14 protein-coding genes and 1 other RNA gene are annotated in these 14839 nt (G+C 64.5%); 6 read left to right on the forward strand and 9 right to left on the reverse strand.

Features of this window, described 5'->3' with window-relative positions; all coding sequences use genetic code 11:
* The 6 genes from AAGD32_07765 to AAGD32_07790 all read right to left on the reverse strand — a co-directional run.
* Nucleotides 1–427 (reverse strand): zinc ribbon domain-containing protein (locus AAGD32_07765; protein MEM8874143.1); only part of this gene is annotated, 427 nt, incomplete at its 3' end.
* A gap of 43 nt (nucleotides 428–470) precedes the next feature.
* On the reverse strand, nucleotides 471–1055 hold the full coding sequence (locus AAGD32_07770; protein MEM8874144.1) for a hypothetical protein: 585 nt from the start codon (nucleotides 1053–1055) through the stop codon (nucleotides 471–473).
* Nucleotides 1056–1158: 103 nt separating this feature from the next.
* A complete protein-coding gene (pheT, locus tag AAGD32_07775) occupies nucleotides 1159–3297 on the reverse strand; it encodes a phenylalanine--tRNA ligase subunit beta (GenBank protein MEM8874145.1) in 2139 nt (712 codons plus the stop codon).
* 124 nt (nucleotides 3298–3421) lie between these two features.
* Complete coding sequence (locus AAGD32_07780) at nucleotides 3422–3736, reverse strand: hypothetical protein (protein MEM8874146.1); 315 nt, start codon at nucleotides 3734–3736, stop codon at nucleotides 3422–3424.
* A 21-nt stretch (nucleotides 3737–3757) separates the two neighbouring features.
* Entirely contained in the window at nucleotides 3758–3976 is a 219-nt protein-coding gene (locus tag AAGD32_07785; GenBank protein MEM8874147.1) for a zinc ribbon domain-containing protein, read from the reverse strand.
* An 8-nt stretch (nucleotides 3977–3984) separates the two neighbouring features.
* Nucleotides 3985–5295: an HRDC domain-containing protein gene (locus AAGD32_07790; protein MEM8874148.1), complete on the reverse strand. Its 1311-nt coding sequence runs from the start codon at nucleotides 5293–5295 to the stop codon at nucleotides 3985–3987.
* Nucleotides 5296–5545: 250 nt separating this feature from the next.
* Here AAGD32_07790 and AAGD32_07795 point away from each other — a divergent pair, with 250 nt between their 5' ends.
* The 3 genes from AAGD32_07795 to AAGD32_07805 all read left to right on the forward strand — a co-directional run bounded on the left by AAGD32_07795 (nucleotide 5546) and on the right by AAGD32_07805 (nucleotide 8286).
* Entirely contained in the window at nucleotides 5546–5926 is a 381-nt protein-coding gene (locus AAGD32_07795; protein MEM8874149.1) for a response regulator, read from the forward strand.
* Nucleotides 5927–5965: 39 nt separating this feature from the next.
* Nucleotides 5966–7222, forward strand: a complete 1257-nt coding sequence (locus AAGD32_07800) for a putative DNA modification/repair radical SAM protein (GenBank protein ID MEM8874150.1) — start codon at nucleotides 5966–5968, stop codon at nucleotides 7220–7222.
* Between the two features lie 65 nt (nucleotides 7223–7287).
* Nucleotides 7288–8286, forward strand: coding sequence for an aldo/keto reductase (locus AAGD32_07805; protein ID MEM8874151.1), 999 nt, complete (start codon nucleotides 7288–7290; stop codon nucleotides 8284–8286).
* Between the two features lie 32 nt (nucleotides 8287–8318).
* Here the strand turns inward: AAGD32_07805 and AAGD32_07810 are convergent, their stop codons facing one another.
* Nucleotides 8319–9002, reverse strand: a complete 684-nt coding sequence (locus AAGD32_07810) for a hypothetical protein (GenBank protein MEM8874152.1) — start codon at nucleotides 9000–9002, stop codon at nucleotides 8319–8321.
* Nucleotides 9003–9050: 48 nt separating this feature from the next.
* Here AAGD32_07810 and AAGD32_07815 point away from each other — a divergent pair, with 48 nt between their 5' ends.
* The 3 genes from AAGD32_07815 (at nucleotide 9051) to ssrA (ending at nucleotide 12404) form a co-directional block, all read left to right on the forward strand.
* A complete protein-coding gene (locus AAGD32_07815) occupies nucleotides 9051–10439 on the forward strand; it encodes a UdgX family uracil-DNA binding protein (GenBank protein MEM8874153.1) in 1389 nt (462 codons plus the stop codon).
* A 156-nt stretch (nucleotides 10440–10595) separates the two neighbouring features.
* Entirely contained in the window at nucleotides 10596–11861 is a 1266-nt protein-coding gene (locus AAGD32_07820; GenBank protein ID MEM8874154.1) for an AAA family ATPase, read from the forward strand.
* Between the two features lie 160 nt (nucleotides 11862–12021).
* Nucleotides 12022–12404, forward strand: a transfer-messenger RNA (tmRNA) gene (gene ssrA, locus AAGD32_07825).
* Between the two features lie 258 nt (nucleotides 12405–12662).
* On the opposite strand, the gene AAGD32_07830 is transcribed toward ssrA, so the two are convergent.
* A complete protein-coding gene (locus AAGD32_07830) occupies nucleotides 12663–13340 on the reverse strand; it encodes a PEP-CTERM sorting domain-containing protein (GenBank protein ID MEM8874155.1) in 678 nt (225 codons plus the stop codon).
* Between the two features lie 313 nt (nucleotides 13341–13653).
* Nucleotides 13654–14478 carry a spondin domain-containing protein gene (locus tag AAGD32_07835; GenBank protein MEM8874156.1) on the reverse strand — a complete coding sequence of 275 codons (825 nt, stop codon included), beginning with the start codon at nucleotides 14476–14478 and terminating at the stop codon, nucleotides 13654–13656.
* Between the last annotated feature and the right edge of the window lie 361 nt (nucleotides 14479–14839).

Genomic DNA, 14839 nt, shown 5'->3' on the forward strand with positions numbered 1-14839 from the left:
CGCCGAGTTGCCCGCCAAACCAGCCGCGGTTGCTCCGATAGTGGGTGTCGATCGTCAGCACAACCGCGCAGCAGATCGTCAGTAGCCCACCGGTCCACGCCGTCGCGCCGAGCCCATAGCCGACGAGTCGCCGGACGACGGGCGTGTGCCGAGGTTGGACGGTCTGCCAGAATGTCCACGGCCACAGGCCGCGCAAGCTCGTGTTCCACGACGCGAGCCACGGCAGCCGGCTCACTTCGACCAACCATTGCGGCGCGTCATCGGAGCCGCTGGCATAGGCGAGCGAGTGGGCAAGCGCGTACCCGCAGTTCGGACAGCGCGGCACCTCGTCGGGAACGTCCGCCCCGCAAAGCGGGCAAGGCACCACCTCGATCGGCGTCATCGCTTGCGGCTCGTCGATCGGCGTGACTCGGGTCGGTGCGGTCATAGGGTGGTCACGGGTGTGGCCAAAGGGAGTACCCCACGGCCGGTCAGTTCTGGCGTCCTTCGATCGCCGCGAGCAGGACTGCTGCGCCCAAGCCCAGTCGGCGGTCCAGGAGTCGGCCGGTGTCCATGCTGAAGTCGAGATCAATCTTCGCCACGAACGGGTTGAACCGTTGCTTGGCGATGAAAACGGTCTGCCCGTTGACGTCCGCATGAAAGGCTTGCGGGAAGAGCCAACTGGCATCGCCCACACGCCGGACAACGGCCTTGAGCGTGCTGTCCTCTTCGATCTTGCCGATGACGTTCTCGTGCGCGTCGAGGATTTCCCAGCTATCACGCAGCATCGACGTGAACCCGAGACGCCGCAGGCTGCCGACGTGTTCGCTGGTGCGCGGGTCGATGACGTCGTAGGCGGCGGAGAAGTCGATGACGCTGCGTGCCCCGATGACCAGCAACGGCTCGGTCATGTCCTCGTCGCGGAAGAGTCGGATGTCTTCCTTGAGCTTGAACGCCTTCTGCTTGGAGTAGCCGACGAGGTTGTCGTCGGCGTCGTACACATGGAACGCGCCGCCGAAGAGCTTGAGAACCTTCTTGCGGATGACGAAGCGATCGAGGGCGAACACGTCTTGCATGGCGACAGGCTAACGAAAATCAGAACTGAACGCCCACGGCTTCAGCCGTGGGTCGGCAAGCGTAACCGATCGCGGACCCACGGCTGAAGCCGTGGGCGTGGAGTCACACGCGAACTTCCGCGCCGACCTTTTCCGCGGCCGCCGCCTGGGCTTTGGCCATCGCGGTATCGACGTCTTCGCCCACGAGCGTTTTGTCAGGGCTACGGAAGACCAGTTGGAGCGTGAGGGACTTCTGCCCGTGCTTGAGCGGCTTGCCGCGGTAGGTGGTGACGTGCTCGACGGTCTCGAGGTCGGGCAGGTCGGCCGAGCGGATCGCGGCGTCGACGTCGGCGTAGGCAACGTCTTCGCCCAGCAGCAGCGACAGGTCACGCCGCACGGCGGGGAGCTTGGGGATCGGCACGAGCGCCGGCTCGGCGACGCGGCCGGCGAGCAGCGGTTCGATGTCCAGCTCGGCCACCGCGACCGGTTCGCGCAGGCCGAGCTTGTCGGCGACGCCGCGGCCGCACATGCCGACGTGGCCGATCGCCTGGTCGCCCCAGTGCAACACGCCGCACGCCTGTTTGCCGAAGCCGTTGCGATGGTCGGGCTTGACGGAGATGTCGCGTGAACCGTCGAGCGTGTGGAGCAACGTGCCGAGCGTGCCTCGCAAGTGCGCGAAGTCGCCACCGGCCAGCGCTAGCTTCACCCGTTCGACCGGCTCGGCGCCCTCGTACCAGAAAGCGCTGCCGATTTCGTAAAGCAGGGCGGTGGGTGTGCCGTTGGATTCGTTGCGGCGGACGCTTTCGAGCAGGCCGGGGATGACCGAAGGGCGTAGCGCGTTGTCGGCCTTGCGGACGCGAGGGTCCGCCTGCTGCAACCCCGTCGCGTCCGGCGGAAGGAAGTCACTCGCCACCGCATCGCTCGCGAAGCTGAAGGTCACCGACTCGAACCAACCGCTGGCAACCAGGGTTCGGCGGATCAAGTCGGTCGCCCGTCGTTCGGGGGACGCGGGCTTGGCGATGATCTCGATCTTCTCGCGGGTGGGAATGCGTTCGTAGCCGATGCCGCGGGCGATCTCTTCGATCAGGTCGGCCTCGATGCGAATGTCCTGCCGGTGTGGCGGGGCGGTGCATTGGATCAAGTCGCCCGAGCGCTGCGGTTGCAGGTCGAACGCGGCGAGAACCTTGCTCGCCTCGTCGCCGCCCACGGGAATGCCCAGAAGGCGCTCAACGTTGCCGAGGTCCACCGTGACGACCGGCGGCTCGTGGGCGTCGCTGCCCGCCTCGCTGTATCCCTTGGTCACGGTGCAACCGGTGATCTGCTGCATGAGCGCGGCGTTGTAGTCGCTGCCACGCTTGGGCCAGTTCGCCGGGACGCCGCGCTCGAAGCGGTAGCTCGCTTCGGAGTGCAGCGCGAAGTGCCGGGCGACGGTGCGGATGTTGAGCGGGTCCCAGCGGGCACATTCGAGCAGCACCGTGTCGGTCGCGTCGGACACTTCGCTGTCGGCCCCGCCCATGACGCCGGCGAGGCTCGACGCCTTCTCGGTGTCGGCGACCACGAGCATGTCCGGCGTGAGCTTGCGCGGATGGTCGTCGAGCGTCGTGAGCTGCTCGCCGTCGGTCGCATGGCGGATGATCAGCTTGCCGCTAGTGACTGTGTCACCGGCGACCTTGGCGAAGTCGAACGCGTGGCTCGGTTGGCCGATCGCGAGCATGACGTAGTTGGTCACGTCGACGACGTTGTTGATCGCACGCTGGCCGACGGCTTCGAGGCGCTTGCGGAGCCAGTCGGGCGAGGGGCCGACCTTGACACCGCGCAGCACACGCGCGGTGAAGTGCGGGCAAAGGTCCGTGCGAATCTCCACGCCCACCGCATCGCTCGATGCTTCGTCGCTCTCGGTCAGCTCAAACGTCAACGGCTTGAACGTTAGCCCGAACAGCGCGCACACCTCGCGGCCAACGCCCTCATGGCTGAGCATGTCCGGGCGATTGGACGTGACTTCGACGTCGTAGACGGTGTCGTTGTCCAGCGTGGACCCGAGCTCCTGGACGTCCTCGATCGGGAAGCCGGCCATCGTGAGTTTGTCGACGATGTCGGCGGTGGGCGGGACGGGTCCGTCGATGAAATCGGCAAGCCAGTTGCGGCTGATGAGCATGGCAGCACCGTAGCCGGCGCGGTAGCCTCTCGCCATGCCCGACCCGCTCAAGTCCGCGCTGATCCGCCAATACGACGCGATGTTCGCCATGCTCGACGCCGCGATCATGCAGTGCCCCGACGACGCATGGACCGACGCCAGCGTTGGCCCGGCCGGTTGGAAGCTCGCTTACCACGGCTTGCACTTCACCGAAGCGTACTTGTGCCCCGGTTGGGATGCCCATGAGCTTGCGTCATTTGCCCACGATGGGGCGTTCCTGTTCGAGCCATGGAAGAAGCCCGACGGCACGATGTTCGAACCGCCGGACGTGACGTACGACAAAGCCACGATCCGCCAGTATCTCACCGACGTGAAAGCCCACGCACATCAGGTAATCGACGCGCTCGACATGGACGAGCCGAGCCCGTTCGGGCACATCGAAGGCACCCGGCTGGACGTGCTGATCTACAACCTCCGCCACGCGGCGCACCACGTCGGTCAGCTCGGTTTGGTCACCCGCAGGAACGGTGGTGGTGTCGTTCGCTGGAGCCGTAACGGCGAGTCGCACGTGGCCGAATCGTGCGACGGATCAGTTCATCGCACATGGCCCGCCGGGGATGCCGCAGGTGCCGCAGGTGGGGAGTTGTGGTTCGGCTTCCTTTTCGCCGCTGCCGACCGACATGACACTCAGGACGCGCTCGGCCTTGACGTCGCACTTGGGGCAGTCGGCCTTGTCGCGGCTGCTCATAGACTTGGCCAGCTTCTCGAACCGATGGCCACACTTGCAGGCGTATTCGTAGACGGGCATGGCGGATTCTACGGTTTCCAGCTGATGTGGACATCGACCCCGTCGAGCAGGCCTTTCACGGACTCGCCGACCGCCACGCCGCGCCATCCGTTGAACATCGGGAGCCCGTCGATCGACCGACCCGAGAGGTGGCGGTGGGCGATCTTCATGGTTTCCTGCCGGCTGGCGACGAGGTCCGGGTCGATCCCGCGGCTGTGGCAAAGGGCGGCCACGGCGGCGTGAAAGGCACTGGCGTGGAACCGCTCGGTTGGTGTCGGCTCGTCGGGGATCTTCGGCGGCGGCGGGGCGTTCTCGGCCTCGGCGGTGCCCGCCTGCCATGCCGCGACGATCTCGTCGCCGAAGTCTTGCGCGACCGGCCGGGGCATGAACTTGATCCCGCTGAGTTCGCTCACCTTGAGCTTGCGCTTTCGGCTCAGATAGATCAGCACCTCGTCTTTCACAAACGCCCGCGGCGGCAGGTCGTTGTCGCGGCTACGTTGATCGCGCCAAGCGACGAGTTCGCGCAGAACGCACTTTTGCGCGGGTGTGAGTGAGCCGGCGGATTTGACCCGGCCGGTCGCGTCGTCGAGATCGAAGCGGTGTCGATCGAGCGAGCAGAGCGCGTCGGCCTCGGTCTGGGCGTGGTCGGCGTGCCCAGCGTCGGCGAGGCGCTGCTCCAGGATCGCCGCCATCGCCGGCAGGAACCGCACATCGTCGGCCGCGTAGTGAAGCTGCCGCCCCGAAAGCGGTCGCTCGGACCAGTCGGTGAAGGTCAGCCCCTTGCCCGGCCGGTAGCCGAGCAGTTCGGCGGTGAGCTTCGCGAGTGATACGGGATACGCCATGTGGCAGAAGCCCGCCGCGATCTGCGTGTCGAGCACGTTCGCCGCCGGCCGGCCGAGGTGTCGCACGACCGGCTCCAGGTCCTGTTCGCCGGCATGCACCCACTTACGCACCGCCGCATCGGCGAGCAGCTCCCAGATTGGTGTGATGTCGATGTCCGCAAGCGGGTCGACCAGGACGATTTCGTCGACGGTTGAGAGCTGGATCACACAAAGCAGGGGGTGGTAGCTCGACTCGCCGATGAACTCGGTGTCGTAGGCGATCCCGTCAGTCTGGCGCATCCGCCCCAGGGCGTCGATGAGGTCGGCGTCGTTGTCGATCAGCACGGCTTTACCGGTCGGCACGCGGGGGTTGTCGGGCAGCGGGCCGAGTTTCGGAGCGTCGCCGTCGTGCTGGTCCTTGTGATGGGCGCGGCGGAAGGAGCCGCGATGGTGGCGTTGGCGGTCGGCGTGGCGGGCGGTGTTGGGCGAACCGTCGCCCTTGGATGGAGCAGAAGCCATGGCGACATCATGGCAGCGTTGACCCGCAGGACAACGCCACCCCGTCGCAGCCGGGGGTGTTGCCGCATAATCGGACTCGGCGATAAGGAATCTGATCCACGAACTTTGAAAGTTCGCGTGAATTTTCCGGCGCCAATCGGCGTCGCGGCACGCCATGTGTGTGCATTCGTGCGTGGATGCGTCCTCCAGACAGTCTCTCGTTCCCGCCACACATGTGAGAGTGCTGCCCGATTTACGGGGGCTACGTGTCATGGTGGTCGAGGACGAGGTAGCCTCGCGGGTCGCGCTCAATCACCTGCTGGGCCGTCTGGGCGTCAAAGTGACGCAGGTCGGCGACGCCGAGGCCGCCGCCCGGCTGGTCCGGTCAACGCCCGTGGCCGCTCGCCCTCAAGCCGTCCTCGTCGACTACAACCTGCCCGGGGCGGACGGTCTTTCGTTCCTCCAGTGGCTGGAAAGTTTCGATGCGGCGGTCCGACTCGCGTTGGTGACAGCCCAGGATCGGGCCGCACTTCATGATCTGCCCGAGTCGGTGGCATTCTTCCGCAAGCCCGCATCCTTTGATCGTATTGTGAGCTTCCTCGCACTCACCTTGTCCGATCCTTCAAAACAAACCACAACCCGTGGTGTTTGACCTGATCCGCCCCCACCGTTGCCGGTAGGATGATGGTGTATGGCTCAGGCAAGCCAATCCGTGCCGGTCAAGCTCCGCATCCTCGCCGATGCGGCCAAGTATGACGCGTCCTGCTCCTCGTCGGGCGCTCGTCGACGCGGCAAGAATGACGGCGGCCTCGGTAATAACACTGGCGTCGGCATTTGCCATTCCTACACGCCCGACGGCCGCTGCGTCTCGCTACTCAAAATTTTACTGACCAACTACTGCATTTACGACTGCAAGTACTGTGTCAATCGTGTTTCTTCCGACGTCGAGCGCGCCCGTTTCATGGTTGACGAGGTCGTGAATCTGACGCTCGATTTCTACAAGCGAAACTACATCGAGGGCCTTTTTCTTAGCTCCGGCATCATCCGCGATGTCGATTACACCATGGAGCAACTCATCGCCGTGGCGAAGACGTTGCGGTCGACGCATAAGTACAACGGTTACATCCACCTCAAGGCGGTGCCGCTGGCGTCGCCGGAGTTGTTAGCCGAGGCGGGGCGTTGGGCGGATCGGCTCAGCGCCAACATCGAAATGCCGCGCCAGGCCGACCTCGACACGCTTGCCCCTGAAAAGAAGATTGCCGATGCCGACGCGACGATGGCCACGCTCAAGACCGGCATCGACGAAGCCAAGGCCGAACGCAAAGCTCCGAAGTTCGCGCCCGCCGGTCAGTCCACGCAGATGATCGTTGGCGCGACCGCGGCCACCGATGCCGACATCCTCGACCAGTCCAACCGTCTTTACAGCGAGCATCAACTCAAGCGCGTCTACTACTCCGCATTCAGCCCGATCCCGCACGGCGACGATCGCTTGCCGCTGCAAAAGCCGCCGCTGGTTCGTGAGCATCGGCTCTACCAGTCCGATTGGTTGTTGCGGTTCTATGGCTTTCGTGTTGATGAGATCACCACCAAGAGTGAGCCGAACCTGCCGCTGGAAATCGACCCCAAACTCGCGTGGGCTTTGCGTAACCGGGCGTACTTCCCGGTCAACCTCAACACGGCCAGCCCACAACGCATGCTCCGCGTCCCCGGTCTGGGCAAACGCACGGTCGGCCGCATCCTGAAGATGCGACGCTGGCAACCGGTCCGAAGCGACGACCTGCAAAAGCTACGCGTCTCGCTCAAGAAGGTGCTGCCCTGGGTCGTCGTGGCCGATCGCAATCCAGCCACCAAGCACCTTGACGCCGACGACCTAAAACTGCGAATCACCAAGCCCAAGCAACTGGAACTGTTTGACCTGCAGGCGAGCTCGCTGAGCGGCGAAGTGTGACACACTCCAAGTTTGCTTCTCATTCTCAGTGGGTGCCGGGGTTTGAGCACGGATCGTCATGTGGCATGATCGGACGCATGAAGCACCGGCGGTTTACCGCGTTGAATCGTGACGTGTCCGAGATGGGACTGGGCTGCTGGCAGATCGGGGGCAACTGGGGCGAGGTCACCGACGAGACCGCGCTCGACGTTCTCGTCGCCGCCCGGGAGGGTGGTGTTGATTTCTTCGACACCGCCGACGTTTACGGCGACGGCCGGTCAGAAAAGCTCATCGGCCGATTCCTGCGCGAGCGCGATGCCAATGTCACCGTCGCGACCAAGCTCGGCCGTCGTGGTGATCCGACCGACCCGGCGACGGTCAGCTACGAACGCCTTGCCGCCTACACCGAGCGCTCGCTTGCCAACCTTGGCGTCGGGGCGATCGACCTCACGCAGTTGCACTGCATCGACACCGATCTGCTCCGCGACGGCGGCTGCTTCGACGCACTGCGCCGGCTGCGCGATGCCGGCAAGATCAAGGCTTTTGGGGCGAGTGTGGAGTCGGTCGAGCAGGCCATGATTTGCCTGCGGCATGACGACCTCGCGTCGTTGCAGATCATCTTCAACGTGTTTCGCCAGAAAGTGATCCAACCGCTGTTCGACATGGCCGAGGAGCAGGGCGTCGCGCTGATCGTGCGGCTACCACTGGCGAGCGGACTACTCGCGGGGAAGTTCGAGAAGGGCACCACGTTTCGCGACGAGGATCACCGCCACTTCAACCGTGACGGCGCGGCGTTCAACGTGGGCGAGACGTTCGCCGGTTTGCCGTTCGAGAAGGGCGTCGAACTCGCCGAAGCCGCCTGGCCGCACTTGCGGACCGAGGGCGCGTCCATGGCTCAGGCGGCATTGCGGTGGGTGTTGGATCACGACGCGGTGACGACGGTCATCGCCGGCGCGAGCCGGCCGGATCAAGTCCGCGACAACGCCGCCGCAAGTGACTTACCGAGCCTGACCGACGCGCAGCACGCGGCATTGCACGGGCTCTACCGCGATGAAGTCCACGCCCACATCCGCGGGCCGTACTGATCTCACTCGGCTGGCGCTCATTGCGCCTGCGCTCATTGCACCGGGCCGACGAGCACGACGTTGTCGATGAGAATGGCGTTGTCGGTGTCGAAGCCGAACTTCTCGCCGTCGGCGAGGAAGCTGACGTCGATGTTGGAGAGTTCGCCGGCGGCGAGGACGGCGTTGAGATCGTCGAGGTTGCCGCGCTCGATGTTTTTGAGCTGGACGACGAACGATTGCATGCCACCGGCGTTGAGGTCGTAGGACGGCCGGTCGGCGGTGAGCTCGATCACTTCGACGTTTTTCTCACCGTCATACGTCTGGAAGTTGGCGGTGACCATGAAGTCGAGGAAGGTTCCGGTCGCGCCCTCGAAGCCGATGTCGAAGTGAAGGACGTAGGCGCGGGGCGATTCGACGGTCGCGGCTTTTTCGTCGGCGACGAACGCGCCGGTACCCACGCCGAAGCCGAAGTAACGTCCGCTGAACGCGTCCTCGCCGAAGAGTTCGAGGGCCGAGAAGTCGGCACTCCCTCGGAGCACCTTCGAGCCGTTGCGTTCGACGATCTCGTGGGCGTGTTGCGGCTCACCGACGTAGTCGTGGCCTTGGTAGGCGAAGCTGTAGGCGTACCCGTGCGGATCGAAGTCGGCCCGAACCAGCACCGCCCGCTTGGGGTCGTGCGCGCCGACCGATGCGAGCATCACGAGCGTCCCGACGGCAGTGAGGGTGGAGCGTTTCACGTCTGGGAATGTACCAGATCGAGGCGGCTCGCGCCTATCGTTAGGTTGATGTTTCATGTGCCGATCGGTCGCGACTTTGCGGCGTTCCGCAGGGCGGTGCGGACGCTCGTCGCATTGGATGTCGAGCCGGCGGGAGTGAGCTTTGAGGAGGCATCGCTCTTCGGCGGCGACCCGTTGCCATCGGGCGTGGAAAGTCGGCCGCTCAACCTGCCGCCGCAGTTCGCCAGCGCTGTCAAGCTCGTCGCCCACCACCGCGACGAACAACGCTGGGCGTTGCTGTATCGCCTGATCCGTCGCGTCACCAAGGGCGAGCGGCACGTCCTCGATCTCGCGACTGATGACGACGTGTCCCGGCTCGCTCGGATGGAAAAGCAAATCCGCTTCGACCGCCACAAGACACATGCGTTCGTGCGGTTCCGCGAAGTAAATGATGAGATGGGGGACGGTCGGATGGTTGCGTGGTATCGCCCCGATCACTACACGTTGCCGCTCTCGGCACCGCACTTCGTCGAACGCTACCGGGCGATGCGCTGGGCCATCCTCGCGCCCGACGAGTCGGCGACGTGGGACGGCGAGCACCTCACGTTTGGCCCAGGCGTCCCACGCGACCAGGCGCCCACCGATGATCAGTTCGAAGACCTCTGGCAGACTTACTACGCGTCCATCTTCAACCCCGCCCGGATCAAGATGAATGCGATGAAGAAGGAAATGCCGCAGCGGTTCTGGGATTTGTTGCCGGAGACGCGGGCGATGCCACGGATGCTCGCCGACGCGCCGCAGCGGGTGCAGGCCATGGTCAAAGCCACGGCACAACCGACGCGCTCCGCCGCCGACTTCGTTCCCGTCGACCGCAGCTTGCCGGTGTTGCGCGAAGCGGCGGCGGGTTGCCGTGGCTGCGATCTGTGCGAGGCCGCAACGCAGACGGTTTTCGGTGAGGGTCCGACCGACGCGCCGATCGTGTTCGTCGGCGAGCAACCCGGCGACAAGGAAGACCTCGCCGGCCGGCCGTTCGTCGGACCCGCCGGGCAACTCATGGACGAACTCCTCGCCGAAGCCGGCGTCGATCGTAAGCGGGTGTACGTCACCAACACCGTCAAGCACTTCAAGTTCGAGCAGCGCGGCCGACTTCGCCTGCACCGCACACCCGCCGCCCGCGAGGTCAACGCCTGCATGCCCTGGCTCCGTGCCGAACTCGACACGATCAAGCCGACGCTCATCGTCGCCCTGGGCGCAACGGCCGCACAGGCGATCATGGGCCGGCAGTTCCGCGTCACGCAGAGTCGCGGCCAGGTGATGAGGTGCCGCTACGCCGAGAAGTTCATGGCCACCATCCACCCCAGCGCGATCCTGCGCATCCCCAACGAGCCCCGCCAAGCCCAGGCCAAGCGCGACTTCATCGCGGACATGCGCACGGTGGGGCGTCTGTCGGCAGGATGACCGGGGCGGGATGACCGGGGGGGCGGGATAACCGGGGGCGGGAGTTCTGCTTCTCATTCTCATGCTCAAGGGTGAGGCACGGTTGAGCATGAGAATGAGAACGAATCGGAAAACAGCGCGTCATGGGGCGAGGCGCGCAATGCCGGCCTGGCTTGTGTGAAACCACAACCCATCACACGTCGTTGCGCCACCTCCGTTCTTGTCGAGAACGCCGAGGAGGAGGGCGCATTGTCGGCCGACGCGACCGCGTCGGCTTCGGTCAGCCCGACTCAACACGGCCCGACCCAGCTCAACGCCCGGTTCCTCTCGGACGTTCGGCCCACGAAAGTTCGCTGGCTTTGGCCGGGGATGCTCCCGGCCGGAAAGTTGGTGGTGCTCGCGGGTGATCCGGGCCAGGGCAAGAGCCTGCTCGCGGCAAAAATCTGTGCGCAGGTCAGCACGGGGGGCAGGTGGCCCGACGGCGGAAAATGTCCAAGGGGCTACGCGTTGTTCATTAGCGCCGAGGACGACCCGGCCGACACCACCCTGCCACGGATCATGGCGGCGGGGGGCTGCCCCTCGCGGGTGGGCTGCGCCGACATGATCGACGAGAACGGCCGGGATCGGGGCTTCGACCTGCGCGACACCCAGGCCATCGACCAACTCATCCAGACCATCAAGTCCACCCACCGCCAACGGCATGAAGACTGGCAAGCCAAGCAACGCCGGCAGGCCGACCCTTTCGACGTCGAGGACGACAAGGATCCGACCGGGCCGGAGCAGATCGGGCCTAATCAGATCGGGCCGCCCAAGTTGCGCCTGATCGTGATCGATCCGGTTAGCGCGTTCATGTCCGGCTCGGACGGACACTCCAATGCCGAAGTGCGCGGCATGCTCAAGCCGCTGGCGGAGTTGGCCACACGGACTGGCGCTTGCGTCGTGCTCATCACCCACCTCTCCAAGGGTGGTACCGGCAAGGCCGTCTACCGTTCGATGGGTAGTTTGGCATTCATGGCCGCGGCGCGGGTCGGGCTGCTGCTGACCAAGAGTCCCGACGACGAGCGCCGCCGGTTGATCGTGCCGGTGAAGAACAACCTCTCGGGCGATCAGGCCGGACGTGCCTACACCCTCACCACCAACCCGACCGACCCCGATACGCCGGTGGCACTGCTCGAACCGGGCGAGGTTGACGCCTCTCACGTGCTGCGCCGCCTCGACCATGAAGCCTTCGAGGACGGCCCGACCAAGCTCGAAGAGATGATCGACTTCGTCCGCGACAAACTCGCCGATGGCGAGATCCCCGGACGGGTTATGCACCTGGCATTGGGTGAGGCGGGAATGAGCATGGCGACCTTCCGGCGTGCTTGCGGCACCATCGGCGTCCGCACCCGTCGCGGCGAAGGACGCCAGTGCTTCTATAGCCTCCCCGTCGAGCCCGACTAGCACCCCATGTCGTGTCGGGCACTCCCTCTCATTCTCATGCTCAACCGTGCCTCACCCTTGAGCATGAGAATGAGAAGCAGAATTGAACATGCTGCTGGCCATGGCGTACAATCAGTCTGTGGCGGGCGTTCCGTCACGCGACGTTCTGATCGACGTCACCGGGGGCGACCGGCTTCGACCGGATGGCTACGGTGGCGGTGGCATGCCGAGGACGCCCAACAGGCCTCGTTAAAAAGTGGGCAAAACCATAACTGCCAACACCAATGCAGTCGCAGGTCGCATCGGCTTCGATGCCCCTGTAACCCTGGCCGCCTAAGTGCCGCCGACGGGTCAAGTGAAGTGCTCGCGAGCGCTTGATCCGACAACCAGCGAGCTGGCCGTGATGAGCCGTTGTCGGCATCACGGCGAGATTTAGACAACTGGCCACCACGGCAGGGCGTCGCCTCCCGTCCGTGGTAGCGAGATCAAACAGACGACTACGCATGTAGAAGCCGTCATTCGGGTTATCCCGGGACGGGGGTTCGATTCCCCCCGCCTCCACTACAAACGCCTAACGGCATCGAAACGCATAGCGACGCATAAACCCTGGCAAATGCTGGGGTTTATGTGTGTCCGGGCGTCAAGGCGACTCGGCACCGCGATGCATCGCCGGAAGGCGGAAGGGGCCAGGAGTCACAGTCGACGGGGTGTGCTTGATCTGTCAGACCAAGATTGGCGGCGACTCCTGACCCGTTCGAGTTCAAAAAGAGAGACGGCCCTTTTCAGGACCGTCTCCCGTTTGGTGTGTTGAGTTCGGCTATCTCAGACGCGCCGACGGCGTGTCATGAGGCCGAGACCGGCAAGGCCGAGTAGACCGAGGGAAGTCGGTTCGGGGACGACGGCCGTGGCGGAGAAGGTGTCAATCGCCAGGACATACGGCGGGTTGGCGGCAGGGCCGGGCAGGTCGAAGGTGATCTCGCCGATCGCTCCACCCAGATTGGCCGCAGTGAACACGAATTCATTGTCACTGACCGAGCCGCTGGCGATCTCGAAGTCTTCGAGCAGGAGCGTGCCTTCGACGTCGAAGATGTCGAGGGTCGCTGCCGCCCCGTTGGCGCGGTTGGCACCGAAGAAAGAGACCTCCGCCGCGCCGAGGCCGCTGAAGGTGATCGAGCCCGTCTGGTCGCCGTTGTTGGCGCCGCCGGTCAGGGTGTTGCCGAAGGAGCCGGTGAAAACGGCATCGCCGCCGCCGGTGTTGACGAACAGGTATGCTGCCGGGCCGATGTTGTAGCTTGGGCCGTCGAACGACTGCTGCTGCTGACCGCCGCCGAAGGTGACCTCGAAGCCGTCGCTTTCGAGCGTCACGTCGTCGAATACACCGGCTGCGGAATCGGCACCGTTGATCGGACCGGTGACGAAGCCGTCGATGGTGTTGAATTCGGTGGAAACCGTCTGACCGACGGCCGTGTGGGCCAAGGCCAGGCCAGCGATCACTGTCATTGTATGAAGCGGGGTGCTTCTCATTCATTTCTCCAAGTCTGGTGAGGACAGCTAGGACTGTGACATGGTTACAACACCATGCGTGCCTGCAGAAGCTGTCATTGATTCATGTCGAAGATCTCGGCGGGACGGCAAAACGTCCGTCTACGGTCTGACCCAACGAAGCTAGGCCCGCTTCACAACGAGGCAGGCCTAGCTTCGTCAGAAGAAAATGAAGTCGCTCGTCGTGATTGCTAGTCAGCGGTAGACTCGCAGATCACGCGATAGCCGCAGGGACTGGTCCCGCAAGAGCGCGAAACTCGTTCTCACAGCATCACGCACGACGACGACGCAGGAGCGTCAGCCCCGCGACGCCGAGCACGCCAGCTGTGCCGGGCTCCGGCACGGCGACGGTGATGCGGCCGACCAGGTCGAACTCGCCGGGTACGCTCGTGACGGTGCCGACCGGGGTGACGATGCCGATGAGCGTCTGCAGGTAGTCGCCCTCGGGCTCGAGGTCGAAGTAGTTGGTGACGACCTGGTTTTGCGGCGTGCCGCCGGGGCCGGGCTGGTTGATGACGAAGGCGGGGCCGTCGAAGACGTCGTTGAGTTCGGTGCCGGCGTCGTTGATGCCGCTGCCGAAGATTTCAATGGTGAAGGGGCCGTTGAAGTTACCAGCCGCGTCGAAGACTTCGTTGGCGACTGGATTGCCGTTGGCGACGAAGAGGTCGTTGCTGGGCACGACCATGCTGGCGTAGCTGAAGAAGCGTTGCTCCGTTGGGTCAGAGACGACAAAGTCAAAGGTCGCGCTGTCGCCGGGGCTGAAAACGGGGACGGCGTTGCCGCTGGCCAGGGTGGTGTCGATACCTTCGGGGTTACTGGCGGCAAAGGCCGCGGCGATGTCAGCCGTCGCGCCGAGTTCGGCGAGGCTTTCCAGGAAGGCAAAATCCGGGTTCAGCAAGCTGCCGCCGTCATAACTGTCGAAGGTGCCGTCGTGCAGGCCGATCCAGAAGGGCGTCAGCGACACGCCGCCGGCCGGCTGAAGGTTCTCGACGGTGACCGAGACGGTCTGCGCCGAAGCGGTCGAGGCGAGTTGAAGCGTGCCCAGTGCCGCAAACGCAGCGACCGAGACGGTCGTGATAGTTTTCAGTGAGTACACAGTCTCTCCTTGTTTGGCCGCGCGGAAACGCGACCGATGGTAATGATGAGAGCCGCTCGGCGAAGTGGCCGCGGCTTCGAGATTGTCCAACGTAGTGAAGTCTGACTAACGGTCACAACCTTTCGCGCGTGCTTCAAATTTTTTTAAGACGAACCCGCCGATTCCCGCCATCGGCTTTTCCGTGGCGTTTCCCGCGTTCGGCGTGTTCAGGCATGCCGAACGGGTCGGCCAGTGCTCACCGAATGCGATTGTGTGGCAGGTGTTGACCCGTGGGGCAACGTTTATGCCGCAGCTTGGCTTTGGCGCAACGAGCTAAGCAGAGTCTCCGCTTACGCTCAACACACCCCGCCGCGATCCGTGG

It is taken from the genome of Planctomycetota bacterium (genome assembly GCA_039182125.1).
In the GTDB taxonomy this organism is placed as follows: domain Bacteria; phylum Planctomycetota; class Phycisphaerae; order Tepidisphaerales; family Tepidisphaeraceae; genus JBCDCH01.